Origin of the sequence: Senegalimassilia anaerobia JC110 (assembly GCF_000236865.1) — a bacterium.
Taxonomy (GTDB): Bacteria; Actinomycetota; Coriobacteriia; order Coriobacteriales; family Eggerthellaceae; genus Senegalimassilia; species Senegalimassilia anaerobia.
Genome location: NZ_HE611016.1, coordinates 83,939 through 109,565 on the forward strand (window position 1 = coordinate 83,939; position 25,627 = coordinate 109,565).

Consider the following 25,627-nt stretch of genomic DNA (forward strand, 5'->3'; position numbering starts at 1 on the left):
TGTGTCTTGGTGTGCCTTTTATCGTGATTGACGAAACTTCGGGCTCCTATTTTGCTGAATACAAAGGCATTTTGCCCAGTGGTGAGATGGTATGACCCAAGCCGTTGATTGGCAAAGATGAGCTCTGTATGCCGTTGGCATTTCAGTCCACATAGATTGGGCAATGTGCCAAACTGGGTTACCTGGAATTCCGATCAGTGTTGATGTAGGCCGCTCTAGCGACGCGCTGCTGAAGACAGCTTGAGCGAACGGCAAATCGGAATGGTAAGGGGCTTCGCCCTTTCCCCGGACCCGGAATTCAAGCGGCCATGCAACGCTGTATCCACCTTTTCCGCAAGTTTCAAGCTCGCGAGGATCATTTTCCTGGCGACTTCGGCGTGGCCGGCGGCGGGCCCGCCGGCCACGGCCCCGACCAGGCGCTCAAGCAATCTTTCCGACGGGAACACCTGCACCACGGATTGTGTCGGGAAAGTTGGTGTAAGCGAAGAGGATCGAGACAGCTTTGAAGGGAAACGGCCTTCGTCCTAGAATCTGGAATTGCGACATAACGGATTCTTGGAAAGGGCGAAGACCGCAGTGGGGAGTCTAGCGGAAAGCATGTGGCAGCCGGCGATGCCGAGGTTCGAGGACGGGTTGGTGAACCCGAGGGAACTCATGAGGCGTATCGCCGAGGACGTCGCGAACGCGATCATGGACGCCGAGGCCGACCAGCTGTGCGCGGGAGGCGCCAACAGCCGCAACGGCTACCGCGAGCGCAACCTGGTCACGTGCGTCGGCTAGCATGATGACTAGGGCGTCGATGCGCCTCTCGGAGAAGATTGGGACGACTGTTCTTTAGCCGTGTCTTTTGAGGACGGCGAGACGCTTAGCGCGAATGCCCATCTGAATGAACTTGCAAAAGCAGCGGATGTTCAAGTTAAACGCTTTGGGCTGTATGCGAACATGGCAAATCGTCGGGTTGGACTAAGGGCTCTTCAAAACCGCTCTTCTTCCCGTGACAAGCGATGACGACGGATCTGCTTGTGAGAAAGAAGCCGTTGACGGTATCGCTTCCGTGAAGCCTCTGGCTGCGATTTCGATTCGTTGCCCGATGATTGTCGCAAACGCTTTCAGTCCGGAGGTTTGCGATGTCTGCCAACGGCGACGCCGCCAGGCGCGTCATGTGGGCCGGGCGCATAGAGCGCTGCCCGGCATCGGGCATGGACATCGGCGAGCGGCGCCCGCTGCGCAAGGTGAGCAAGTCGAGTCCGTACAGGTGGCTCGCCGTTCTCCATGAGCGCTTTCGTGCGGTGGTTTGCGGTGCATCCGGTGCAAGCATTCGTTTGGCTATATGCGCATATTGAGCCGATGAGCATGCCGGCATGCTCATCGGCTGCCGCGGCTTCGCCTGCGGGTGTGCCCCGCGATGCTTCGGGTTGCGCCCGCGCTGGCGCTACGGTTGCTGCGGCCTTGCCCGCGGTCGCGCCCCCGCGACTTCTGGGCGGTTTCGCAGGAAGTGGGCGCCGATTTCGCCATGGGTCTGGACTTCTGTGCGGTTTTCGGCGGGGGCCGTTCGCCGTCGGCTCCGCCGACCTGGGAAAACGCCGGCGCCGCGCGGCGTTTCGGGCCGATTTGGCCTGCGAAACCGCTCAGAAGTTGCGAGCGGGGTTCGCGTGCGTCGGAAGTTGCGCATCTTGATACGTGCTCCGATTCGGTCAGTGCTGGTCGGCGCTCGCGCATGAGCAAGCGCTTGAAGCCCACCGGCGTGCGGGCCATAAGCCGCAAGCTCGTATGATGGCGCGGCGAGTGCGGCCGCGTCTGCCAGATGGCCGTCCGCGACAGGGCGAGGGTCAAGCCAGGTTGTTGCTTGCACTGCTCGGGGAGGAAGAGGCCCGAGAGGCCGATAAGGTTTGACTGGTCCTCGGCCCTTCGGTGGGGAAGGAATGGGCAAACGCCGGCGCCTCTTGCCTATAGGCGTGATTTCGCAACTAATGGATTGGTCAGCCTTGCTTGAGGAGCTAACGTATGTGCAGTAAAATATAACTGCACATACATCGATAGGAGTATCATGTCTAGCTCTACTTTGACCATACGCATTGATGACGAATTGAAGCGCGGCGCTTCTGAGGTTGCCGATTACTTCGGCCTTGACCTCTCATCGGTTACGCGCGCGTTTTACAAGCAGATGGTGAACACGCGCCGCATCCCCCTGACCTTCGCCCCCGACGAGCCCAGCATCGAGAGCCTCGAGGCTATCCGCGAGGGCGATGCCTTCCTGTCCTCTGGCGAGAAAGGCCGCTTTGACAACGCAGCCGATCTCATCGCGGCAGCGATGGCCTGATGAGCAGGCTCACGGCAGATTTCTCCGCTGTATTCTCTCGCGACCTCAAAAAGAAGGCGAAGCGGTGCAATTGGGATTTAGCTGAGCTGCAGAAGCTCATCGGCCTGGTGCTGGAGAATACCCCCGAGTCGCTGGAGACTCTCAAACGCCGCCACAACATGCACCGCCTGAGCGGTAGTTGGGCCGGGAGGAACGAGTGCCACGTGGCGAACTCCGGCGATTGGCTGGTGATATGGTCGGCCAACGACGAGGTCGCCTTCTTCGAGCGCACTGGCGGTCACGACGAGCTGTTCAGGTAGGAGGGATTGGCAAGTTGCGATAATGACGGACTTTTTCGTTAAAGGGGTTGGCACAGCGGTTGGGGGGCGCCCCGGTTCCCGGGAGCGCTGCTCGTCCAGCGGCTACCTATCCCCGGCAGGATTCCGTGGACGGCTAATCGCACAGCCTGGCGACCTCAGCTCCGCATTCCGTGCAGCAACCCTCAACAAGCACGCGCCCGTGACACATGCGCAGCGTGTAGCCGGGCGCGAACTCCGTCGTGCCGCAGTTGTGGCAGAACGCGCTGGCGAGCAGCAGCTTGCGGATATGCTCGGGGATCTTCCTCCACTCCCGCAACGTCTCGATCTCCGTGACGCCCTTGCCGCGGCGGACTCGTCTTCCTTCATCTCCTCGGCGACGAACCTGGCGATCATCTCCTCGCTCGCGCCGTCGGCCCTCATCTGCCGGGCCATCTCCTCGTATTTGTCGGCCATAGCGGCCTCCTGTCCGATTAGTGGTGCGTTTGTAATTGGCATAATGAAAGGGCGCACACTTCCCGTAATAGGAAAATTATTTCTGATTCTTAAAGAATCTTCGGCAAACGCAAGAAGCTTCCGGGCCGTACTGAACTGCATCGCAAAACTTGGACGGGAAAAAATAGGCTTCTCCAGTGCGGTCTGGGGAGCCCGCCCCGTTCGGCGTTACGCGGGTGCGTGTATGCTTTGCTGCAGGCAACCTGCAGGATAGTGCGGGCCCGGTCTCATTGCGCTCGGGAATCTCCCGCTTTCGCTCTACGCATCTGCCCTGCTGCTCTCATGGCTATTGGGAATCCTCCGATGCGCCTTCGCACGCTCGCATGACCTCAATACCATGCGATTGTGCGAACTCGACGAGCTCGGCGTTGCGGGCGTTTATGGTGCCGAAGGCGGCGGGGCACACGATAAGGCGCGCGCAGTGGACGAGGAGCTCTTTGGCGCGGGCTATGGTTTTATCCCCGATCGGCTCGAAGGCGCGCTCGGCCACGCATTCCGCCGCCAGGTCGCGCGCGAGCTCGCAGTCGATGTCCCCTTCGTGCAGAACGCCCGCGTAGAACGCCTTGCCTTGCCGGATGAGCTGGCGAAACACAGCCGACCCCGTACCTGCGCCGGCGATGACGAACGTGTGCGCATCGCCGTGCGGGCGCCCAATTTCCACGCTGCCGAAGCGCTCGTTGAAGGTGCCATGTTGAAGGCCGTAGAGCTCGCCGATCGTCTCGCGCGTGAATATGTCCTCGGGTGCGCCGGCGCGGAAGACCCGGCCGTCCTTCACGCAAATCACCTTGTCGGCGCTTTTCTGCGCGAGCTCGAGTTCGTGGATGGACATGATGACAGCCACATTCCGCGATTTCGCAAGGTGACGAAGTATTCGCAGCAGGTCGATCTGGTAGCGGATATCGAGATACGACGTGGGCTCGTCGAGCACGAGCACACGCGGATCCTGCGCGATGGCGCGTGCGAGCATGACGCGCTGGCGTTGCCCGTCGCTTATCTGCATGAAGTCGCGCTCGGCGAGCTCTTCCACATGCGCGGTTTTCATGGCCTCGTCGACCCGACTATGGTCGTCGGGCGAGAGTGTGCCCATTCGCCCGGTGTAGGGATGCCTTCCCGCCTCTACGATATCGCGGCAGGTGAGGAGCTCGGTCCGGGGGCGATCTGTCAGCATAACGGCAAGGTTCCTTGCGAACTCCGCCGTCTTCCATCGGGAAATCTCCCGCCCGTCGAGCTCGACCGCGCCGGCAAGCGGTGCCAGATGGCGTGTGATGGTTTTCAAGATGGTCGACTTGCCCGAGCCGTTCGGCCCGATGAGCGCCACGACGTCGCCCTCGCGAACCTCCAGATCGACGCCTTCGACTACGACCTTCTTGTCGTAGCCCGCCGACAGGTCGCTTATGCGGAAAAGCGGCGCCCCGTCAGCCTGCGTTTCGACCGGGGTTTCGAGGTTCGACTCCGCTCGGAGGGGGCGTTCCACGCGCAGTTCCGCATAAGCCGAAAGTGCCTTCTGGCGCTTTCGTGCGAGTTCAGGACTGTCTAAGCATGGAATGTCCCCTCCGAGCGTTTTGGGCCGCGGCACGAATCCCCCCATCTACCTCACCCGCTTCTTCAACATGAGTGCGATAACCACCGGCGCGCCGAAGATGGCGGTGACGGCGCTGATGGAAAGCTCGACGGGAGAGAACAGCGTGCGCGCGATCAAATCGCAGCCCGCGCAGAAGATGGCGCCTCCCAAGAAGCACGCAGGAATCACGCGGATGGGCTTCGACGACTTCAGCGCCGACTTCACGAGATGCGGAACCGCGATGCCTACGAACGACACCGGGCCAGCGAACGCGGTCACGCAGGCGGAGAGCATGCTCGCTAGAAGGACGAGCACCACGCGGAAGCGTGCGACGTTCACGCCGACGCTTTTCGCGTAGGCTTCTCCCAGCTGGAAGGCGGAAAGGGGCTTCGATATCGCGAATACGCATGCGCTCACGGTGATCACCACGACCGCGATGACCGCGACGTCGTCCCAGCTCGAACTCGAGAAGCTACCCAAAGACCAGTTGTGCAGGTTCACGATGGACTGGTCGTCGGCGAAGGCGATGAGGAAGTTCGTCGCCGCCGAGCAGATATATCCCACCATGACGCCCGCCACGATGAGCATGGCCATGGAACTTATGCGCCGTGCAATGAGGAGCACGAAGCCGATGGTGATAAGCGAGCCCAGAAACGCTGCGGCCACCATGGCCGGCGAGGACATGGCCCGGTTCGCGCCCAGAAGCACGATCATCGTAAGCGCGACGACGAACTTTGCGCCCGAGGAGACGCCCAAGATGAACGGGTCGGCGATGGGGTTGTTGAAAAAAGTCTGCAGCAGGAACCCGGAGAGCGAAAGTGCCCCGCCGAGAAGCACGGCTGAAAGCACGCGCGGCAGGCGAATCTCCCAGATGACCTGGCTTTCCATGGAATCGGCCGCGCCGCCCGAAAGGATGCCGGGGATGTGATCTGCGGGCACGAGCACGCTCCCGATGCACAGGTTGGCCCCGACGAGCACGATGAGGGCAACAGCGAGCAGCGTCGTCACGACGCGACACCGCGCGGCGCGCCCCGATTCGTCGTATGCCATGGAAAGCCGGCTTTTCATGGCGCTAGCCGAGCTTCCTCAGATAATGGAAGCCGCTCGCGTCATCGCCGGTGAACGCCCCGTGCAGCTCATCGATAATGTCGGCGGTAGAAGTCATCTGCTGGTACATGTCGGCGCTTGTGACCCAGACGTTGCCGTTCTTCACGGCTTTGAACTGCGACAATAGCGCGTTTTTGCCTACGAAGTCGTTCAAGGTGGCGACCGATTCGTCGATGGTGCCGTTGTAGACGATGATGTCGGCATCCTTTGCCGTCGCGTAGAAGCGCTCCATTTCGAGCGTTACTGACGAACCTGACGTCGACGCCGTCTGCGCGTCATCGAGCGCGTAGCTGCCGCCTGCAAGCTCGATCATCTGCGCCACGTAGTCGCCCGCCCGCCGCGTGACGGCGGCCCCGTTCGAGTTAATGTAGAAATACGCCACGGTTTTACCTGACGACGCGAGCCCCGACGTTTGCTCGACGCGGGCCTTCTGCTCGTTGAACAGGTGCGCGGCCTCGTCTTCCTTGTCGAACAGGACGCCGAAAAGCTTAATCCACTCGACGCGCCCGAGTGCTTCGGGCTCGCTCGACGACTGTTCGGTGAGCACGACAAGCCCGAGCTTCTGCAGCTTTTCCTTCACATCGGGCGTGTGGTTGATCATGGCGTTCTCGATGGCGAGCGTGCAGCCCGAGGCCGATATTCGCTCGTAGTCGGGCGCGCTGTACTTGCCGCCGTAGGCGATCGCCCCACTTTCGAGCGCGCTTTTGAAGCCCGCGACCGAGCAATCGTCGGCCTTCGTGCCCGACATGAGGATATCGTCGTTCGCATCGAGCGCGTCGACCAGGCACATCGTCGCCGACGACACGAGGTACACCTTGTCGGCGGGGCGCCTTATGACCGCGATGTCGGAGCTCAACCCATCAGGTACCTTCGCATCTTGCGGCACCACGAGGAAGCGCTCTCCGTTCGAAACGCAGATAAGCCGCAGGCCGCCTTCGAACTCGTCGACAGTGAAGTGCTCGGCGTATTCAAGCTGAAGCGCCCCCGTCGGCTCCCAGCCGCAGCCCAAATCGGCATTGTGGAAGTCGGCCGCGGCGCTTGAAGCCGTTCCCGCAGGGGAGCCGCCGCTTGCATCGTCGCCCGATTTCTCCTTCATGGTGGATGAGTCGAAGTGGAGCGTGTAGTCGATGGTGTGCGGCGTCGACATGGCGACGGTCTCGGCCGACACGGCGATGTCCTCGTCGAGCGTGACGGGTATCTCGAACGTGGAGTTGCCGCCGTCGTTTACGGGCGCGTAGTCCACGCCGTTGGCGGTCATCTTGTCGTAGTTCGAACTCGACCAGGTGATGGTCGCGGTGTAGGTGTCGCCATCCTTCACAATTGTGGTGGGTGAGGCGATGCTTGCGCGCCCTGACCCGCCGGAAAGCGAGACGCTCACAGTGTATTCCTGAGAGCCCGCCGTGCCACCGGTCGCGTTCGGGCTCGCACTGCACCCCGCGAAGGGAAGCGCGAGCAGGGCGACGAGAACGCAGGCGATCGCGCGCGCCGCGATGCTGCGGCGCTTCCTGCTTTCCCCCTTGGGAAGAATCGACCGCATGGCGTTACTTCAGCGCGTCGGCGCGCAGATCGACGCCGGCGGATTCGAACACGAGCGTGCGGTCGTACCACTGCTCCTTTTTAATGCTCCACGCGGCGCAGGCGGTGTCCTCGTCGAGCGCTTCAACGGGCACGTCGTAGGTGTACTTGCCTTCCGCGTTTTCCACATAGGGGATGAAGTCGGCCTCGCTCGCGGCGGCAGCCTCGTCGCCCGTGCCCATGAAGAGCTTGCCGTAGCCCGTGCCGGAAAGCGTCATCACGCAGTGCATGGAGCCGTTTTCCACGATGAGCTGGGCGTCCACAATCTTGAACATGTTCGAGCTGGAATCTACGGTGATCGGATAGGTGCCGTCGGCCACCTTGTCGGCGGTGATGGGGGCAGCGCTTGCGTCCTCGGGCGCATCGGCCGCCTGTTCGGTCTTTTCCTGGGAATCGGCATCGCTTGCCTTTGCGCTGTCGCTTGAATTTCCGGCGCAGCCGGCGAGCGAGAACGCGCAAAGCGCCGCCGACAGGGCGAAGGCGAGGGTTTTCTTCAACATGGAGGGGTTCCTTCCAATCGGTTCGACCGTCCGCGCCGTGCGGTGGGCGGGCGGGATGCGAATGCAACGGGCATGCGCCGTCGGTCGGGGAAGGCGCATGCCCGTTGCACGGGGACGCGACCGGCGCCCCCGTGCGCGGCGGGTTTACAGCTTGGCGATGGCGTCGTCCACGTGCGAGACGTAGATGTCGTCGATCGCGACGTTCTGCCCCAGACCCTGGAGCAGGCACGTCACTTCGAAGCCGGCGGCCACGAACTTCGCAGCCCAGCTGTCGGGGTCGGTCTCGTCTGCCATGTCGTTGTTCGCGTGGTCGCCCGCGACCACCATGAACGGCGCGAGCACGGCCTTCTTGTAGCCTGCGGCGCTCGCGGCGGCGATAACGTCCTCGCAGGTCGGTTCAGCCTCGACGGTGCCGACGAAGAACTGCGTCAAGCCCTCGTTCTTGAACACTTCCTGCATCTTGGCATAGTCGGCGTTGGAATCGGCTTCGGTGCCGTGGCCCATGAGGCACAGCGCCGTCTTGCCGTCGTCGAAGGACGCCATGTTCTCCTTAATGGCTGCGGCCACCTTCTTGTAGTCGTCGTCGGAGGTGAGCAGCGGGTCGCCGAGCGAGATCTTGTCGAACTTGTCGGCGTACTTGTCGAGCTCGTCTTTCACGTCGGCGTATTCCAGGCCAGCCATGAGATGCGTCGGCTGCACGACGATTTCCTTCACGCCGTCTTCCACGCAGCGGTCGAGCGCCTCGGTCATGTTGTCGATCGTGATGCCGTCGCGCTCCTTCAGCTTGTCGATGATGATCTGCGCGGTGAAGGCGCGGCGGATGTCGTAGTCCTGCCAGTACTTCTCGCGGATAGCGTCTTCGATGGCGCCGATGGTGATGTGGCGCGAGTCGTTGTAGCTCGTGCCGAAGCTCGTGACGAGGATGACCGGCTTCACGGCCTTCTCCTTTTCGCTCGATTTCTCGGAACTCGCGGAGGTGCTGGAGCAGCCCGCAAGCGCGACTCCGGCGAGCGCGACGGCTCCGGTTGCTGCGGCGCCCATGAAGCCGCGGCGTGACATCTGGTCGGACATGGTTTTCCCTTTCCTCGGTTTGCCGGTCCCCCGGCGACAGTTGCTTATCGGCACAAGCGAAAGAAAAGCGCGCTCGTCCGCAAAGGGATAGCGCGCCTGTTTCTTGCCGGCTGCGGCCGGCTCATTCGAAAGGGAAGCGCACTCCTCGGGGTTCACAAGGAGCTAACGCCACGGCGATGCCGTGAGGAAAAGGCGAAGCAGTCTGGCTTGGGGCGCGAGGCGGTTCGCCCGCGCGTCCTACACAGTAATGTCCCTTGCCCAGGATTCCCACCTGGTTCCCTCCGCAAGCCAGCGCGGGCTGTGCGGGCGCCGCGCCGGTCGTTTCCTTTGATTCGATTGTCATATGCTCGTTGCCGAAACTGCTACTATGATAGTGGGCGCTTGTGGGCGTGTCAAAGCCAGGGCGCGCGGCATTGCGCCTCCTGCCTACGTATTTGCGCCGATTGCCGCTGCGGGCGCCGTGTTTTGCCCGCTGCGCGAAGGGCGGCGTAAACGGTTGCGATGAGAAACGGGAAGGGAAGGCTCGGATGATTCATATCGTTGGCGCAGGTTCGGGCGCCGCCGACCTTATCACGCTGCGCGGGGCGCGTCTTCTGCGCGCGGCCGACGTGGTCGTTTGGGCGGGGAGCCTTGTGAACCCCGAGCTGCTCGCCGAGTGCAAGGAATCCTGCGTCGTCTACGACAGCGCGCACATGACCTTGGAAGAAGTGCTCGACGTGATGTGCGCGGCGGATGCGCGGGGCGGGGAAGTGGTGCGCCTGCACACGGGCGACCCGTGCCTGTACGGCGCCATCCAGGAGCAGATGGACGCGCTCGACGCGCGCGGCGTGGACTACGAGGTGGTGCCCGGCGTGTCGAGCTTTTGCGGTGCCGCGGCGGCGCTTCGCCAGGAATACACGCTGCCGGGAATCAGCCAGTCGGTCGTGATCACGCGGCTTTCCGGGCGCACCCCCATGCCCGCGGGCGAGGGCATGCGCACCATGGCGGAAAGCGGCTCGACTATGGTCATCTTCCTGAGCTCGGGTATGCTCGCCGAGCTTTCCGCCGAGCTTTTGGCCGCGGGCCGCAGCTTCGACGAGCCGGCGGCGCTCGTGTACAAGGCGACCTGGCCTGAGGAGCGCGTGGTGCGCTGCACAGTGGGCACGCTCGCCGATGCGGGCGCGCGAGAGGGCATCGACCGCACGGCGCTCGTGGTGGTGGGCCGCGTGCTCGGAGCTCGCGGCGGGCTTGCGCACGACGGCGCGCAAGCGGAGTCGTACGAGCGCAGCAAGCTTTACGACCCTTCGTTTGCCACGGGGTATCGGAAGGCGAGCAGCTAGCGTGGCTTTCGAGCACTACATATATACCGGGACGACCCGCCTGCGCTGCGGCTACACCACGGGGAGCTGCGCCGCGCTCGCGGCGAAGGCGGCCTGCGAGATGCTCTTGTCACGAAAGCCCGTCGGCCGCGTGTCGATCGTCACCCCCGGCGGGCTGCCCGTCGAGGCGGACGTGGTCGACGCATGCATCGGCGAGGGGTGCGCCCAGTGCGCCGTGCGAAAGGACGCAGGCGACGATGCCGATGTGACCGACGGCGTGCTTGTGTACGCGCGCGTGGAACATGCGGGGTCGGGCACGGGCGCTGCGGGCGGCAAGGGCGTGCCCGCGCGCGAATCGGAAGTTTCCGTCGATGGCGGCGTGGGCGTGGGGCGCGTGACGTTGCCCGGGCTCGAGCAGCCGGTGGGGGCGGCCGCCATCAACGCGACGCCGCGCGCGATGATCGCTTCGGCGGTGCGCGAGGTGTGCGCCGCGCACGGCTTTTCTGGAAATATCGCTGTGACGATTTCGGTACCCGAGGGTGTTGCCCTTGCCGAAAAGACCTTCAACCCGCACCTGGGGATAGAGGACGGCATCTCCATCCTGGGCACGACGGGCATCGTCGAGCCGCGCAGCCTCGCTGCCTTGCGCGACAGCATCGAGCTCGAGATCCGGCAGCATGCGGCTATGGGGCGGCGCGGAGTCGTGCTCACGCCCGGCAACTACGGCGAGCAGTTCATCTCGGGGCATTTCCGCCTAAACGGTGCGCCGGTGGTCGTCATTTCCAACTTCGTGGGCGATGCGATCGATTGCTGCGTTCGCGAGGGGTTTGCCAATGTCCTTCTTGTGGGACACATCGGCAAGCTGGTGAAGGTCGCGGGCGGCATCATGGACACCCATTCGCGTACCGCCGACTGCCGCGCGGAGATTCTGGCCGCCCACGCGGCCTTGGCCGGCGCGGGCGCGAAGACCGTGCGCGAGATCATGTCGTCGGTCACGACCACGGCGGCGCTCGAGGCAATCGAGGCCGCCGGCGTGGGGGACGCTGCGCGCGCCTCGCTTGCTGCGGCGATCGAGGACAGGTTGCGCCGCCGCGCGGCGGGCGCATGCGGCATCGCCGCGGTCGTGTTCGACGCCGAGCGCCGCGAGCTTTTCCGCACGTCGGGCGCCGATGCGGTTATCGGGGAATTGGGGGCGACGTATGAGTAAAGGCGTGCTGTACGGGGTGGGCACGGGGCCTGGCGAGCCCGAGCTGCTCACGATCAAGGCCGTCCGCACAATCGAATCGTGTCCGGTCATCGCCGCACCGCAGACGGCGGACGGGGCCATGGTCGCGCTCGATATCGTGCGCGGCGGCTACGACGACGTGCGCCGCGCAATCGGCTGGCCGGGGACGAAGGTGGTCATGAAGGCGCGCCGCTCGCTTGCGGACACGAAGCGCATCCTTCGCGAGGAGAGCGCCTTCGACGGTGCCGAGCTCGTAGAGGGCTGTGGGCTTCCGGGCGAGCGCGTGTACCGCTCGCTCGACGATGTGCCCGATCGGGGCAGCTACTTCTCGACAATGGTGGTGCGCTAGATGAGGGTTTCCTGCATAGCGTTCACCGAGAGGGGGTATGCGTTGGCGGAGCGCACCGCACGCGCGCTTTCCGATTGCGCGCAGACAGGTGAAGGTGACCCTGGCTGGGACGTTTCCGTTTCGCGCGGGTTCGGCGAGGGGAAGGCCGACCTGCGCGCATGGACGGCGCTCGCGTGGGAAGCGTCGGACGCGCTTCTGTTCGTGGGCGCGGCGGGCATCGCCGTGCGGGCGATCGCGCCGCATGTCGCCTCGAAGGCAAACGATCCCGCGGTTGTGGCGATCGACGAGGCGGGGCGCTTTGCCGTCCCGCTTTTGTCGGGGCATTTGGGCGGTGCGAACGAGCTTGCGCAAACTGTGGCACGCGCGGCAGGGGCCATCCCCGTCATCACCACGGCGACCGACGTCCGCGGCGTGTGGGCGGTGGATACGTGGGCGCGCTGCGCGGGGCTCGCCGTTTCGAATCCCGAGGCCATCAAGCGAGTGTCGGCGCGGCTGCTTTCGGGCGGGCGCGTGGCGCTCTATTCCGACATGCCGATTTCGGGACAGCCGCCTGAGGGGGTTGACATTGCGTCCGACCGCGCTCGGGCCGATATCGTCGTGTCGCCGTTCGCTGGCGCGAATGCAGGTGCGTCCGTTCGCGCGGCGGAGACAACGGGCGAGGTCGTGCCCGCCGGTGAGACGGGGAAGTCGGCGGGCGTGCGGGCGCAGGCGCCTGCGCCCGAGCCGCTTCGCCTTGTCGTGCCCTGCATCGTTGCGGGCATAGGGTGCCGTCGCGGTGCGTGCGCCGAAGCGATCGAGGAGGCGTTTCTTCTCGCGTGCGGGCAGGCGGGTATCTCGCCTTCGGCCGTGCGCGAGGCGGCGACGATCGACGTGAAGGCGCACGAGGAGGGTCTGCTCGCCTTCTGCCGCGCGCGCGATATCCCGCTTGCGACGTATTCCGCAGAGGAGTTGTCGCAGGTCGAAGGCAGCGTTTCGCCATCTGATTTCGTGCGCGCGACGGTGGGGGTCGACAACGTGTGCGAGCGCGCGGCGCTCGCGGACGGGGGCGAACTTATCTTCCCGAAGCTCGCTCACGGCGGCGTGACCGTCGCGTTTTCCAAGGTAACTATCGAACTTTCGTTTAAGGAGCGGTGATGGGAAAGCTCTTCGTGGTGGGGATCGGCCCGGGCGGCCCCGACGGCATGACGATTGCGGCCCGGCGCGCGCTCGAGGCGGCCGACATCGTTGTGGGGTACACGAAATACGTGGAGCTCGCGCTCGCCGCCGTGCCCGACGCGGCGCATCTCGCGACGCCGATGATGCACGAGGTCGAACGGTGCCGCCTGGCGCTTTCGCGCGCGCAGAGCGGAGAAGCCGTGGCGCTCGTGTGCAGCGGTGACGCGGGCGTGTACGGCATGGCGAGCCCCGTGCTGGAGCTTGCGGAGGACTACCCCGATGTAGACGTGGAAGTTATCGCCGGGGCCACCGCGGCTCAGAGCGGGTCGGCGGTGCTCGGCGCCCCGCTTGCCCACGACTTCGCGGTCGTGTCGCTCTCCGACCTGCTCACGCCGTGGGAGGTCATCGAGCGCAGGCTCGCCGCCGTGGCGAGCGCCGACTTCTGCATCTGTTTGTACAACCCGCGCAGCAGAAAGCGCGCCGACAGGCTCTCGCGCGCGGCGAAGATCATGCTCGAATGGAAGGCCCCCGACACGCTCTGCGGCTGGGTACGCAACATCGGGCGCGAGGGGCAGCAGTCGGGTATGTGCAGGCTCTCCGAGCTGGGGGAGTTCGACGCCGACATGTTCACCACCGTGTTCGTCGGCAACGCGGACACGAAGCGCGTAGGCGGCCGTATGGTCACGCCGCGCGGGTATCGGGAGATTCCATGCGAAAGGTAACGATCATCGGGGCGGGGCCCGGAAACCCCGATTTGCTCTCGCGCGCGGCGCTCGACGCGATCGACATCGCCGACGTGGTCATCGGCGCTCATCGCGCGCTTGCCGGCATCGACGTGCCGCCCGACGTGGTGAGATGCGAGCTCGTGAAGACGGCGGACATCGTCGCCGCGCTCACCGATGCGGCGTCGTGGCAGCGCGCCGTGGTCGTGATGACGGGCGATGTGGGGCTGTTCAGCGGCGCGCGCCGCCTGGTGGAGGCGCTCTCCGGCGACGCGCAGGTGGACGTGCGCGTCATTCCCGGCATAAGCTCAGCGTCGTATCTCGCCGCGCGCCTCGCGCGTCCATGGCAGGATTGGCGCTTCGCGAGCGCTCACGGCGTGGCGTGCGACATCGTGGCCGAGGCCGAGCGCGCAGGCGAGCTCTTCCTCGCCACGTCGGGCGGGGAAGACCCCTCGCGGCTTTCGGGCGAGCTTGTGCAGGCGGGCTTCGGGGACGCGCGCGTGACGGTGGCCGAGCGCCTGTCGTACCCCGACGAGCGCATCACCTGCGCGACCGCAAGTGAAATCGCAGGTCAGACGTTCGACGACTTGAACGTGATGCTTATCGGGTTCGCAGACGGCGCCGGGTCGCCCGCGGGCTCTAGCGCAGCCTCCGAGGCGCCGGCCGGCGCGTCTGCGCCCGCGGCGGCTTCTTCCGCGGCGGACTCTGCGGGCGCATCCCGCGCCGCGAGCTCCCGCTGGCCGTACGCTTCCTCGGGCATTCCCGACGAGCTCTTCATCCGCGGCGACGTTCCCATGACCAAGCAGGAGGTGCGCGCCGTCGCGCTCGCGAAGCTGCGCCTTACCGCGACCGATACCGTGTGGGACGTCGGCGCCGGCACGGGGAGCGTGTCGATCGAGGCGGCGCTCGTCGCGCGAGCGGGGTCGGTATGGGCGGTCGAGCGCAACGCGGCCGGCGTGCGGCTCATCCGAGAGAACGCGGATGCATTCGGGTGCGGCAACGTGCATGCGGTCCCCGGTGTCGCCCCCGAAGCGCTCGCGAAGCTGCCCGTCCCCGACGCCGTGTTCGTCGGCGGGAGCGCGGGCGAGCTTCCCTCCATCGTGGAGGCGGCGCTCGAGAAGAACTCGCAGGTTCGCCTGTGCGTGCCATGCGTCACCGTTGAGACGCTCACCGAGGCGTGCGCGCTCCTCTCGGGTTCGCGCTTTAAGGGGTTCGAGGCGTGCCAGGTGTCGGCCGCCCGCGCCGAGGCTGTAGGCTCGCACCATCTTATGAAGGCGCAAAACCCCGTGTTCCTCGTCAGCGCGCGTGGTGCGGGCGCGGATGCCGAGGAGCTTGCCGAAGCCGGGGCGCTTGCTGAGTCGCCTGTCGGGGAGGACCCCTCTGCCGAGGGGAACCCATCCGTTGAGGTGGTCTCGCTTGCTAACTGCAACGCCGCAGGTGGGGAAGGCGGCGCCCGGTGAGCACGTCCATCCCGCGCTTCATGATCGCTGCGCCCTCGAGCGGGAGCGGCAAGACGGTCGTAACGTGCGCGCTCCTGCGCGCGCTCGCGCGCCGCGGCCTTGCATGCGCGGCCTTCAAATGCGGCCCCGACTACATTGACCCGCTCTTTCATCGCCGCGTCGTGGGCGCGCGCTCGGGCAACTTAGACGGCTTCTTCACCGACGCCCCGACGCTGCGCGCCCTGCTCGCACGCGGCGCCGCGGGCGCGGATGTCGCGGTGCTCGAGGGGGTCATGGGCTTCTACGACGGCATGGCGCCCGGCGTGGCCGACGCGAGCAGCTACCAGGTTGCGCGCGACACGGAAACGCCGGTCGTTTTAGTGGTGAACGGGCGCGGGGCGTCTTTATCGCTCGCCGCCGTAATCCGCGGCATCGCCGAGTTCCTGCCTTGCGCGAACGTGCGCGGCGTCGTGCTGAACAAGACGAGCGCCGCTGCCTGCGCCTACGCGGCGCCTGCGATCGAGAAGCACACGGGCGTCGCGGTTTTGGGGAATATTCCCGCCGACGAGGCGTTCTCGCTCGAAAGCCGGCATCTGGGGCTTGTGACCGCCGACGAGGTCGAGCAGCTCTCCGCGCGCATCGACAAGATGGCCGAGCTGGTGGAAAAGAGCGTCGACGTCGACCGCTTGCTCGAAATAGCGGCGACGGCACCCGATATCCGCGAGGAACCTTACCGGTTGGAGCCGATCGCGGGAGCGCGGCCCATCGTCGCCGTCGCGCGTGACGAGGCGTTCTCGTTCTACTACGAGGAGAACCTGCGCGCGCTTGAGGACCTGGGTTGCGAGCTGGCCTTTTTCAGCCCCCTGCGTGATAGCGGGTTGCCCCGGGGGACAAGCGCCCTCTATCTGGGGGGCGGCTACCCGGAGCTCCATGCGCGGCAGCTCTCCGAGAACGCGCCGATGCGCGAGGCGGTGCGGCGCGCGGTGGAATCCGGCATGCCGACGGTCGCCGAATGCGGTGGGTTTCTGTACCTGCAGCGCGAAATCGCCGATAGCGAGGGGCGGCGCTGGCCTGTTGCGGGCGCCCTTGAGGGCGCAAGCGAGAACGGGGGAAGGCTGTCCCATTTCGGGTACGTGGAACTCGCTTCCCAACGCGACGGGCTCTACGGGCCGCGCGGCACGCGCATCCGCGCGCACGAGTTCCACTACTGGCAGTCCACCTGCCCGGGCGGCGACTTCTGGGCGCAGAAGCCCCGGCGCGACAAGGGCTGGCCGTGCATGACGACCACCCCGTCCCTGGTGGCGGGCTTCCCGCATGTGTACTATCCTGCGAACCCCGACGTTGCGCGCGCGTTCGCGTCTGCCGCAGCGTCGTTCGCAGAGAGGAGGCGGCATGGCTGAAGCAACCGAAACCGCGCTTGCCTGCATCCGCGAGGAAGTCGAGCGCGCGTTCTCGTCGGCGCCGGGCGCCGTGCTCGAAGCTGCGCTCTCCCGGATCGCGCCCGCAGACGAGTGCGCCCGCGCCGCCGCGTACGCCGCGTGGGACGCCATCGCGCACCCCTTGGGGGGATTGGGCGACTTTGAAGACGCCGTCGCGTGTATCGCCGCAGCTCAGGGGAGCGCCGAGGTGGCCGAGTTTCCCCGTGCGCTCGCGGTATTCTTCTCCGACAACGGGGTCGTTGCCGAAGGCGTGTCGCAAAGCGGGCAAGACGTGACGCGAGCCGTCGCGCGCAACATGTGCGAGGGGGCCACGAGCGCCTGCCGCATGGCGGCGTTCGCGGGTGCCGAGGTCGTGCCCGTCGACGTGGGTATGGCCCGGGGCATAGAAGACGCGCGCATGGTGCGCGCGAACGTGCGGCGGGGGAGCGGCAACATCGCGCACGGCCCCGCTATGTCTCGCGATGGGGCCGTGCGCGCGATCGAGGTCGGGATCGCCGTCGCGTGCGGGCTTGCCCGCGCCGGCGCGCGCCTTCTCGCCGCGGGCGAGATGGGCATCGGCAACACGACCACCTCGGCGGCGGTGGCCGCAGTGCTCCTCCGGGCGGACGCGCGGAGCCTCGTCGGGCGCGGCGCAGGGCTCTCGGACGCCTCGCTCGCGCGCAAGCGCGACGTGGTCGAGCGCGCTATCGACGCGAACTCGCCCGATCCCGCCGACCCGATCGACGTGCTCTCGAAGGTGGGCGGCTTCGACATCGCGGCGATGTGCGGCTTCTACCTGGGGGCCGCGGCCTCGAAGGCGCCGGCGCTCCTCGACGGGGTCATATCCTGCACGGCGGCCCTGTGCGCGGCGCGCCTGTGCCCCAACGCCTTGGGCTACCTCGTAGGCACCCACGCATCAAGCGAACCCGCAAGCCAGGAGCTCCTTCGCGAGCTCGGCATAAAGGCACCCCTCGACGCAGGCATGCACTTGGGCGAGGGCGCGGGCGCCATGGCGTATCTGCCCCTTCTGGATTCGGCGCTGCGCGTGTACCGGGATGGGAAGACGTTCACGGCGACTGGCATGGCTGCTTACGAGCATTTCGAGGCCGGGAAATGACGGTGACGCTCGTCATCGGCGCCGCCGCGAGCGGCAAGAGCGCCTACGCCGAGTCCCTGTGCCTCGGGTACGACGGCCCCCGCGTGTACCTGGCAACGATGGAGCCCTTCGGGGAAGAGGGCGCCCGCCGCATCGCGCGCCATCGGGCGCTGCGCGAGGGCAAGGGGTTTTCCGCCCTCGAGCGTACGCGTGACGTGGGCGCCGCAGCGCCCGGGCTTCCGCGCGGCTGCACGCTTCTTTTGGAGGACGTGGGCAACCTGGTTGCGAACGAGCTCTTCGCGGAAGGCGGCTTGTCCCCACGTGACCCCGACGCTGCGGCGCGCGAGGTGCTCGGAGGCATCGGACGGCTCGCTCAGGCCGCTGCGTATACGGTGGTGGTCACCGTCGACGTGTTCGCCGATGGGATGCGCTATGATGAGGGGACCGAGGCATGGAGGCGCGCGCTCGCGCGCGTGAATGCGGGCGTGGCGGCGCTGGCCGACCGCTCAGTCGAAGTGGTATGCGGGATTCCCGTGTGGATGAAAGGCGAAGGACCTACAAGGTGAAGATAGCGGAGGCGATCGGCGCGGCGTTCGGAACGTTCTCGCGCATCCCCGTCCCGAAATCGGCCTGGACCGATTTCGGGTCAACCCATGCGCTTGCCGCGTTTCCCCTGGTGGGCCTTGCGGAAGGCTTCCTCATGACGGCGTGGGGGCACGTGGCGAACCTGCTCGGCGTGCCCGCGACCATCGTCGCGGCCGTGCTCGTGGCGCTGTCTGTGGCGGTGACGGGAGGCATCCACCTAGACGGGCTCTGCGACACTTCCGATGCGCTTGCAAGCTGGGCCCCGCGCGAGCGAAAGCTCGAGATCATGCACGACCCGCGGGCGGGCGCCTTCGGGGTCATCGGTGTTGTCGTGTACCTTATTCTGCAGTTTTCCCTGTTCACCGCGCTGCCGCTTACGGCGGGGGCGTTCCTCGCGCTTCTGTGCTCGCTCGTGTTCTCCCGCGCACTTTCGGGGCTCGCCGTTGAATGCTGGCCTGCCGCGCGGGCGGACGGCATGGCCGCGGGGCTCTCGCCTGCGAAGAAGCGCGCGGCGATCGTCGTGCCGCTTTGCGCTTTCGCTGCGGCTTCGGCTGCAGGGATGGTCGCGTGCGCTCAGGCCGTCGGCGCCCTTATGGCGGTGGCGGGGCTTTTGGCGCTCGCGTGGTACCGCCATGTTGCCCTGTCCCGCTTCGGCGGGGTGACGGGGGATTTGGCCGGATGGTTTCTGCAATGGGCCGAGCTCGCGATGCTCGCCGTGCTGGTGGCGGGGGGCATGCTCCTATGATGCTCGTGGTAGGTGGCGCGCATTCGGGGAAGAGGACCTTCGTGCGCGAAAAGCTCGGGTTCGCGGCGGACGATTTCGTCGACGCGGCGCAGCTTGCGGAGGGCGGCGTGCCCGCGGCTTTTGCCGGCCGCGTCGCGTACCGTGCTGAGGAACTCGTACGCGCGCTCGACGCTGACCGGGCGCTCGAGCGGCTGATCGGCTTCGACGCAGTGATTTTGCCCTTGGTCGGCTCGGGGGTCGTTCCCATGCGTGCGGAAGACGCCCAATGGCGCGAGTGCGCGGGGCGCCTGGGATGCGCGCTCGCTGCGCGCGCCGACGTCGTCGTGCGCATGACGTGCGGGATTCCCCAGGTCATCAAAGGAAACCTTGCCGATGCGCCTCGAGGGACGCAGGGCGCGGGCGCGCCTTTGGAAGTCGTCTTCGTGCGCCATGGTGCCACGGCGGGCACGGAAGACCATCGCTACAGCGGGGCGGGCACCGACGAGCCCCTGTCGAGCGCGGGCGAGCGCGCTTTGCGCGACCTCGCGTGCGATCGTGACGTGTTCCGTGTTATCACGAGCGGCATGGCCCGCACCGACCAGACGGCGCGCATCCTCTTCCCGAACGCGGAGCTTATGGCGTGCCCTGGTCTGCGCGAGATGGATTTCGGCGACTTCGAGGGGCGAAGCGCCGCCGAGCTTAAAGAGGATGCGCGCTACCGCGCCTGGGTAGACTCCTGGTGCGAGACGCGCTGCCCGCATGGCGAGGGCAAGAGCGATTTCACCCGCCGCGTCGTCGCGGCGTTTCGGGAGGCGTGCGAATCGGAGCGCGCCCAGGGGAGTGGGCGCGCCGTCTTCGTCGTTCACGCGGGTACCGTGAAAGCGCTGCTCTCCGAGCTAGCTGTCCCGAAAATGGGATACTTCGACGTGCATACCGAGCCGGGCGGCGCATGGGCCGCCACCTGGGATGGGCGCTGCCTTCGCGACGTTCGCCCCGCTTCGGGGGGCGATGCCCGGTGATGACGATTCTTGCCGTCGCCGCCGGGTTCGCGGCCGACCTTGCCTTCGGCGACCCGCGCTGGCTTCCCCATCCCGTCGTCGCCATGGGGCGCGCGATCACGTGGGCCGAAGGCCGCCTGCGGGGCGCATTCCCGCAAACGTCCGCGGGCACGCGCGCCGCAGGGATTGTGCTCGCCGTGGCGCTTCCGCTTGCGTGTGGGCTTTTGACCTGGGGAATCCTGCATCTTTGTGGCATGGTTCACTCCGGCTTGCGCTTCGTGGCCGAGGCATGGGCGAGCTATCAGATTCTCGCGGCATGCGAGCTGCGCCGTCAGAGCCTGGCCGTGGCCCGCGCGTTCTCGAAGGGCGGCCTTGTCGCGGCGCGCGAAGCCGTCGGGCTCATCGTGGGACGCGACACGTCTGTTCTCGACGAGCAGGGCGTCGCGCGCGCCGCCGTGGAAACGGTGGCGGAGAACGCGAGCGACGGCGTCATCGCGCCGCTTTTCTACCTTATGATCGGGGGTGCGCCCTTGGGCATGGCGTACAAGGCGGTGAACACGCTCGACAGCATGGTGGGCTACAAAAACGAGCGCTACATCGACTTCGGCTGCGCCTCGGCGCGCCTCGACGATGCGGTGAACTGGATTCCCTCGCGCTTATCGGCCCTGCTCATGATCGCCGTGTGCCCGATCGTCGGGCTCGACGCGCGCGGGGCGGTGCGCATCTGGCGCCGCGACAGGCGTCGCCATGCGAGCCCGAACGCGGCGCAGACCGAGTCAGCGTGCGCGGGCGCGCTCGGGCTGCGCCTGGCAGGACCCGCGGTGTATTTCGGCAAGCTCGTTGAGAAACCGACGATAGGCGACGCGTCCCGCGAAATCGAGTGGGGCGACATCGCCCGGGCGACAAGGCTCATGCTCGCCGCGTCCGTATGCGCGCTCGTCGTCTTCGGCGCCGCGCGCGCGGCGGTCGTGCTCGCCGTGGGGGCGATGGCATGAGGGAAGGCCACGCCGCGTCCCGGGCTGCCGGGGGAATCCTGCGCGCCCGTGCGCATGGGGGCAGCGCGCAATCGCTCGGCATCGCTTGCGAAGGGGGCGCCTCCGACCTCATCGACTTCTCGGTGAACGTGAATCCGGCAGGCCCCTCGCCGCGCGCCGTCGCCGCAGCTCGCAAGGCGCTTTCTCGAATCGACGCCTACCCCGATAGGGAAAGCCTCGCCCTCGTTCGCGCCCTAGCGCGCGCCCAGGGCGTTCCCGAAGATGCTATCGTCTGCGGCGCGGGCGCGTCCGACATCATCTGGCGGCTCGCCGCGGCGGTGCGCCCGAAACGCATCGTCGTGTGCGCGCCGACGTTCTCTGAATATGCGGAGGCGGCATCGTACTACGGCGCATGCGTGCAGGAGTTCCCGCTCTCCGAAGCGGACGACTTCGACGTGCCCGCCTCCTTCGCCCGCGCGATCGAGGGGCCGGGAGACGTGGCGTACCTCTGCAATCCGAACAACCCGACGGGGCGCCTCGTCGACCCCCGCGTGATCGATGCCGCGGCTTGCCGCTGCGAGCAGGCGGGCGCGCTGCTCGTCGTGGACGAGTGCTTCCTCGGATTTGCGCCCGACGCCCGCGAAAGGAGCGTGGCCGCACGCGCCGCGTGTTCGCGCCATGTGGCCGTGCTCTCCGCGTTCACCAAGCTCTACGGAATGGCGGGGTTGCGGTTGGGATATCTGATCAGCGGAAACGCCCAACTCATCGAGGGGATTCGCCGGGCGGGGCAGGCGTGGCCCGTCTCCTCGGTCGCCGAGGCCGCGGGCATCGCCGCCCTGGAAGACGTCGAATACGTCTCGCGCACGCGCGATGTATTGGCGGGCGAGCGAGCGTGGCTTTCCCACGAGCTCTCCTCGCTCGGGCTTTCCGTCGTGCCGTCGGATGCGAACTTCCTTTTAGTCCGCACGCCGGCGAAAGACATCCCCGAGCGCCTGTATAATCAGGGGGTTTTGGTCCGCACGTGCGACTCGTTTTCGGTACTGTCCCGTTTCTGGTGCCGCGTCGCGGTGCGCACGCGCAAGGAGAACGCCCGGCTTGCGATGGCGTTCAGCCGCGCGCTTCGGGCGGAAGGCGCATCGGGCGAAGGCGAACCCGACGAACGGGGCGGCGCTTCTTGCAGCGGCGCTATGGCGGGCGCGGATGGCCGAGGCTCGGCGAAGGAGGTCGATACCCGTGGGTAGGGCGAAGCCCATCATGATCCAGGGCACCATGTCGAACGCGGGGAAGAGCCTGCTTGCGGCGGGGCTGTGCCGCGTGCTTTCGCAGGACGGCCTGCGCGTGACTCCCTTCAAGAGCCAGAACATGGCGCTCAACAGCGGTGTCACGGCCGACGGGCTCGAGATGGGGCGCGCCCAGATCATGCAGGCCGAGGCGTGCGGCATCGCGCCCGACGTGCGCATGAACCCCATCCTGCTCAAGCCCGAAAGCGACCACCGAAGCCAGCTCATCGTGGCCGGCAAGGCGCAGGGAGCCTTCGCTGCGAGGGACTACTTCGCGCGAAAGAAGGCGCTCATGCCGCAGATTTTGGAGGCGTTCGATTCGCTCGCGGAGGAAAACGACGTCATCGTCATCGAGGGCGCCGGCAGCCCCGCCGAAATCAACCTTGCCGAAAACGACATCGTCAACATGGGGCTCGCGCGCGCCGTGTCCTCCCCCGTGCTGCTCGCGGGCGACATCGACCCAGGCGGGGTGTTTGCCCAGCTCTACGGCACGGTCGCGCTCCTTGCGCCCGAGGACCGCGCGCTTTTGCGGGGGCTTGTGGTGAACAAGTTCCGCGGCGATGTGGAAATCCTGCGCCCGGGTTTGGCCCCGCTCGAGAAGATGTGCGGGGTTCCCGTCGTGGGGGTCGTGCCGTATCTTACGCTCGACCTGGACGACGAGGACTCGCTCGCGCCGCGCCTATCTGCCCGCGAGGCGCGCGGCGTCATCGACGTCGCCGTCGTGCGTCTTCCGCATCTGTCGAACTTCACCGACTTTGACCCGCTTTCGCGCGTGCCCGGCGTGGGCGTGCGCTACGCTTCCTCGACGACCGATCTGGGCCGACCCGACCTGGTGGTGCTCCCCGGCTCGAAGACCACGCTCGACGACGCGCGCTGGCTTGCGGCTAGCGGCATCGGAGCCTGTGTACGCGCGCTTTCGGGCGCGGGCACGCCGGTGCTCGGCATATGCGGAGGCTACCAGCTTTTGGGAGACGAGCTTTCCGACCCGCACGGCAGGGAAGGCGCTGGCACCGCGCGCGGGCTCGGGCTCATCCCCGCAAGTACGGTGTTCAAGGAGGAAAAGCGCCTCGCCCAGTCGGAGCTGCGCATCACGGGCGCCCAAGGCGCGTTCTCGGTGTGGAACGGCATGACGGCGCGCGGGTACGAGATTCACGACGGCGAAACGACCGTCTCCTGCGCCCCTGCGGGCACGATTGGCGGCAAACCAGAAGGCGCGGCCTGCGGAAACGTGTTCGGAACCTATCTCCACGGCCTGTTCGACGAACCGGGGGTGGCGCTCGCCCTCGCGCGCTCGCTCGCGCGCATGCGCGGCCTGCCCGAGAGCGTCGTGGGCGCTGCGGGCGCGGCGTCTGCGGCCGATCACCGTGCGCGCGAGTTTGACCGCCTGGCCGACGCCGTGCGCGGGGCGCTCGACATGGAGTATGTCTACCGCATCATCGAGGAGGGCGTATGATCCACGTGTATCATGGCGACGGCAAAGGCAAGACCACGGCGGCGATGGGCCTCGCCCTTCGCATGCTCGCCGCAGGCCGCCGCGTCGTCGTCGTGCAGTTCCTGAAAGACGGCGAAAGCGGGGAGGCGCGCCTGCTCGCCGAGCATTTCGGCGTGCCCGTGTTCGCGGGGAAGGCGTCGGACAAGTTTACCTGGTCGATGACGTCGGAAGAACTTGCCGCGACGTGCGAGCTGCACGATGGGAACCTCGCTTCCGCGCTCGCTGAGCTCGAGGGCGCGCAGGAGGGGCTGCTCGTGCTCGACGAGGCGCTCGACGCGCTTTCGAAGGGGCTTGTCGACGAGGCGCTCGTGGACCGCGCGCTCGATATGTCCGCGCGCGGCGTCGAAGTAGCGCTCACCGGGCGCGCGCCTTCCCGCAAGATCGTGGAGAAGGCCGACTACATAACCGAGATGCGGTGCGAGAAACACCCCTACGAGCAGGGGATATGCGCAAGGGAAGGAGTGGAGTACTAGATGGATTCCAAGGAGATGGCGCCCGGCGACATCGAGCGGCGCAGCTTCGAGATCATCACCGAAGAGCTCGGCGGCCGCACGTTCCCGCCGCTCGAAGAGCCCGTCGTGAAGCGCGTCATCCACACCACTGCCGACTTCTCGTACGCCGATTCCCTCGTGTTCACCCATGACGCCGCGCGCTGCGCGCTCGACGCACTGCGCGCAGGGGCCACGGTGCTCACCGACACGAACATGGCGCTCGCAGGCATAAGCAAGCCCGCGCTCGCGAAGCTCGGCTGCAAGGCCGTGTGCTACATGGCCGACCCTGATGTCGCCGCGGCTGCGCGCGCCGCGGGCACGACTCGCGCCGTTGCGAGCATGGACAAAGCTTGCGGCATCGAGGGTCCGCTCATCGTGGCCGTCGGCAACGCTCCCACAGCGCTTCTGCGCCTCGCCGAGCTCATGGACGCGGGGAAGATCGCGCCCGCGCTCGTCGTTGGGGTGCCGGTCGGGTTTGTGAACGTGGTCGAGGCGAAAGAGGAGCTACTCGCGCGACGCGTGCCGGCCATCGTCGCGAGGGGTCGCAAGGGCGGCTCGACCGTGGCGGCCGCCATTATGAACGCGCTGCTCTACCAGATCGCGCGCCCAGGCGGCCCGAAGTGACGGCGCCCGCATCCGCGCCGGCGCTGCGCATCTTCGCCGGCACCACCGAGGGCCGCCTTCTGTGCGAATGGGCGAGCGGGGCGGGCATCCCCGCCCGTGCCTACGCGGCAACCGAGTACGGAGGCGAGCTTTTGGGCGAGCTTCCGGGCATCGAGGTGCATGCGGGCAGACTCGACGAGGCCGACATGGAGCGCGAGCTTTCCGGCGCGCGCATCGTCGTCGACGCCACGCACCCCTTCGCTACGCTCGTAAGCGGCAACATCCGGGCCGCTTCGCTCGCCGTGGGTGCACGATGTCTGCGCCTTGCGCGCCCGGCCGAGGCGCTGCCCAAAGGCGTCGTGTCGGTCGCGTCGATCGCCTGCGCGGCGCGCTTTCTCTCCGAGAACCCGGGTCGCGCGCTTCTCACGACGGGGAGCAAGGAGCTTGCTCCCTACACGCGCGTCGCCGATTTCGCGGAGCGCTTCTTCGTGCGTGTGCTCCCGCTGCCCGGCGCTATAACGAAGTGCATCGACGCGGGGTTTTCGCCGTCGCACGTCATCGGCATGCAGGGGCCCTTCACCCGCGAGCTCAACGAGGCGATGCTTCGGCAGGTGGGCGCCCAGTGGCTTGTGACCAAGGACTCGGGAACCGTAGGCGGCACGGCCGAGAAACTCGCCGCCGCGCGCGACGTGGGAGCGCGCTGCATCGTGGTCGCCCGTCCCGCCGAGGGAGGCGGGGCCCTTTCGCTTCGGGAAGTGGAAGACGCGCTCTTACGGGAGTTCGCGCGCTAGTGAATCTGAATCTCCCCCGATTCCATCGACATGGAACTTTCCGTTATTCATGATATTTGCAA

General features: G+C 66.6%; 25 protein-coding genes and 1 pseudogene. 20 read left to right on the top strand and 6 right to left on the bottom strand.

Going from position 1 to position 25,627, the window contains the following annotated elements; all coding sequences use genetic code 11:
* Positions 1-597 precede the first annotated feature (597 nt).
* From SFHG_RS11195 to SFHG_RS06605, 3 genes and pseudogenes are all read left to right on the top strand, one after another.
* Positions 598-777 (top strand): annotated as a pseudogene (locus SFHG_RS11195) (IS256 family transposase); the annotation flags it as partial.
* 1,270 nt (positions 778-2,047) lie between these two features.
* A complete protein-coding gene (locus tag SFHG_RS06600; RefSeq protein ID WP_042435500.1) occupies positions 2,048-2,320 on the top strand; it encodes a type II toxin-antitoxin system RelB/DinJ family antitoxin in 273 nt (90 codons plus the stop codon).
* Positions 2,320-2,619: a type II toxin-antitoxin system RelE/ParE family toxin gene (locus tag SFHG_RS06605; protein WP_081468984.1), complete on the top strand. Its 300-nt coding sequence runs from the start codon at positions 2,320-2,322 to the stop codon at positions 2,617-2,619. Before SFHG_RS06600 ends, SFHG_RS06605 begins: the two co-directional genes overlap by 1 nt.
* Before the next feature lie 133 nt (positions 2,620-2,752).
* On the opposite strand, the gene SFHG_RS06610 is transcribed toward SFHG_RS06605, so the two are convergent.
* The 6 genes from SFHG_RS06610 to SFHG_RS06640 all read right to left on the bottom strand — a co-directional run bounded on the left by SFHG_RS06610 (position 2,753) and on the right by SFHG_RS06640 (position 8,925).
* Positions 2,753-2,935, bottom strand: coding sequence for a hypothetical protein (locus tag SFHG_RS06610; protein WP_042435504.1), 183 nt, complete (start codon positions 2,933-2,935; stop codon positions 2,753-2,755).
* 462 nt (positions 2,936-3,397) lie between these two features.
* Positions 3,398-4,585, bottom strand: a complete 1,188-nt coding sequence (locus SFHG_RS06615; protein ID WP_238318293.1) for an ABC transporter ATP-binding protein — start codon at positions 4,583-4,585, stop codon at positions 3,398-3,400.
* A 114-nt stretch (positions 4,586-4,699) separates the two neighbouring features.
* A complete protein-coding gene (locus tag SFHG_RS06620) occupies positions 4,700-5,722 on the bottom strand; it encodes a FecCD family ABC transporter permease (protein WP_042436110.1) in 1,023 nt (340 codons plus the stop codon).
* 22 nt (positions 5,723-5,744) lie between these two features.
* Positions 5,745-7,157 carry an ABC transporter substrate-binding protein gene (locus SFHG_RS06625; RefSeq protein ID WP_052297837.1) on the bottom strand — a complete coding sequence of 471 codons (1,413 nt, stop codon included), beginning with the start codon at positions 7,155-7,157 and terminating at the stop codon, positions 5,745-5,747.
* 163 nt (positions 7,158-7,320) lie between these two features.
* The gene (locus SFHG_RS06635; RefSeq protein WP_042435508.1) at positions 7,321-7,854 is read right to left on the bottom strand and encodes a hypothetical protein; all 534 of its coding nucleotides are present in this window, start codon (positions 7,852-7,854) and stop codon (positions 7,321-7,323) included.
* A gap of 144 nt (positions 7,855-7,998) precedes the next feature.
* Positions 7,999-8,925 (bottom strand): sirohydrochlorin cobaltochelatase, encoded by a 927-nt coding sequence (locus tag SFHG_RS06640; RefSeq protein ID WP_042435511.1) that lies wholly within the window; start codon positions 8,923-8,925, stop codon positions 7,999-8,001.
* A gap of 527 nt (positions 8,926-9,452) precedes the next feature.
* Between SFHG_RS06640 and cobM the strand changes: the two genes are divergently transcribed.
* Genes cobM through cobK form a run of 17 tightly spaced genes read left to right on the top strand, consistent with a single transcriptional unit; the run spans position 9,453 to position 25,565 of the window.
* Complete coding sequence (gene cobM / locus SFHG_RS06645) at positions 9,453-10,244, top strand: precorrin-4 C(11)-methyltransferase (protein WP_042435514.1); 792 nt, start codon at positions 9,453-9,455, stop codon at positions 10,242-10,244.
* Position 10,245: 1 nt separating this feature from the next.
* Complete coding sequence (gene cbiD, locus SFHG_RS06650; RefSeq protein WP_042435517.1) at positions 10,246-11,430, top strand: cobalt-precorrin-5B (C(1))-methyltransferase CbiD; 1,185 nt, start codon at positions 10,246-10,248, stop codon at positions 11,428-11,430.
* Positions 11,423-11,797 carry an SAM-dependent methyltransferase gene (locus SFHG_RS06655; protein ID WP_042435519.1) on the top strand — a complete coding sequence of 125 codons (375 nt, stop codon included), beginning with the start codon at positions 11,423-11,425 and terminating at the stop codon, positions 11,795-11,797. The genes cbiD and SFHG_RS06655 overlap by 8 nt, the downstream gene beginning before the upstream one ends.
* Positions 11,798-12,931, top strand: coding sequence for a cobalt-precorrin 5A hydrolase (locus SFHG_RS06660; protein WP_042435522.1), 1,134 nt, complete (start codon positions 11,798-11,800; stop codon positions 12,929-12,931).
* Positions 12,931-13,674 carry a precorrin-3B C(17)-methyltransferase gene (gene cobJ, locus SFHG_RS06665; protein WP_042435525.1) on the top strand — a complete coding sequence of 248 codons (744 nt, stop codon included), beginning with the start codon at positions 12,931-12,933 and terminating at the stop codon, positions 13,672-13,674. Before SFHG_RS06660 ends, cobJ begins: the two co-directional genes overlap by 1 nt.
* Positions 13,662-15,134 carry a precorrin-6y C5,15-methyltransferase (decarboxylating) subunit CbiE gene (cbiE, locus tag SFHG_RS06670; RefSeq protein WP_052297838.1) on the top strand — a complete coding sequence of 491 codons (1,473 nt, stop codon included), beginning with the start codon at positions 13,662-13,664 and terminating at the stop codon, positions 15,132-15,134. The genes cobJ and cbiE overlap by 13 nt, the downstream gene beginning before the upstream one ends.
* A complete protein-coding gene (locus SFHG_RS06675; protein ID WP_238318294.1) occupies positions 15,131-16,513 on the top strand; it encodes a cobyrinic acid a,c-diamide synthase CobB in 1,383 nt (460 codons plus the stop codon). Before cbiE ends, SFHG_RS06675 begins: the two co-directional genes overlap by 4 nt.
* Positions 16,506-17,648 (top strand): nicotinate-nucleotide--dimethylbenzimidazole phosphoribosyltransferase, encoded by a 1,143-nt coding sequence (gene cobT, locus SFHG_RS06680; RefSeq protein WP_081468985.1) that lies wholly within the window; start codon positions 16,506-16,508, stop codon positions 17,646-17,648. The genes SFHG_RS06675 and cobT overlap by 8 nt, the downstream gene beginning before the upstream one ends.
* Positions 17,645-18,193 (top strand): bifunctional adenosylcobinamide kinase/adenosylcobinamide-phosphate guanylyltransferase, encoded by a 549-nt coding sequence (locus SFHG_RS06685; RefSeq protein ID WP_042435528.1) that lies wholly within the window; start codon positions 17,645-17,647, stop codon positions 18,191-18,193. The genes cobT and SFHG_RS06685 overlap by 4 nt, the downstream gene beginning before the upstream one ends.
* A complete protein-coding gene (gene cobS / locus SFHG_RS06690; protein WP_042435531.1) occupies positions 18,190-18,957 on the top strand; it encodes an adenosylcobinamide-GDP ribazoletransferase in 768 nt (255 codons plus the stop codon). The genes SFHG_RS06685 and cobS overlap by 4 nt, the downstream gene beginning before the upstream one ends.
* A gap of 41 nt (positions 18,958-18,998) precedes the next feature.
* The gene (locus SFHG_RS10110; protein WP_238318295.1) at positions 18,999-19,955 is read left to right on the top strand and encodes a histidine phosphatase family protein; all 957 of its coding nucleotides are present in this window, start codon (positions 18,999-19,001) and stop codon (positions 19,953-19,955) included.
* Entirely contained in the window at positions 19,955-20,929 is a 975-nt protein-coding gene (gene cbiB / locus SFHG_RS06700) for an adenosylcobinamide-phosphate synthase CbiB (protein ID WP_042435534.1), read from the top strand. Before SFHG_RS10110 ends, cbiB begins: the two co-directional genes overlap by 1 nt.
* Positions 20,926-22,149, top strand: coding sequence for a pyridoxal phosphate-dependent aminotransferase (locus SFHG_RS06705; RefSeq protein ID WP_052297840.1), 1,224 nt, complete (start codon positions 20,926-20,928; stop codon positions 22,147-22,149). Before cbiB ends, SFHG_RS06705 begins: the two co-directional genes overlap by 4 nt.
* A complete protein-coding gene (locus SFHG_RS06710; protein ID WP_238318296.1) occupies positions 22,142-23,641 on the top strand; it encodes a cobyric acid synthase in 1,500 nt (499 codons plus the stop codon). Before SFHG_RS06705 ends, SFHG_RS06710 begins: the two co-directional genes overlap by 8 nt.
* Positions 23,638-24,153, top strand: a complete 516-nt coding sequence (locus SFHG_RS06715) for a cob(I)yrinic acid a,c-diamide adenosyltransferase (protein ID WP_042435541.1) — start codon at positions 23,638-23,640, stop codon at positions 24,151-24,153. The genes SFHG_RS06710 and SFHG_RS06715 overlap by 4 nt, the downstream gene beginning before the upstream one ends.
* Entirely contained in the window at positions 24,154-24,795 is a 642-nt protein-coding gene (locus SFHG_RS06720; protein ID WP_042435544.1) for a precorrin-8X methylmutase, read from the top strand. It abuts the gene before it with no gap.
* The gene (gene cobK / locus SFHG_RS06725; RefSeq protein WP_052297841.1) at positions 24,792-25,565 is read left to right on the top strand and encodes a precorrin-6A reductase; all 774 of its coding nucleotides are present in this window, start codon (positions 24,792-24,794) and stop codon (positions 25,563-25,565) included. The genes SFHG_RS06720 and cobK overlap by 4 nt, the downstream gene beginning before the upstream one ends.
* The last annotated feature ends 62 nt before the right edge of the window (positions 25,566-25,627 follow it).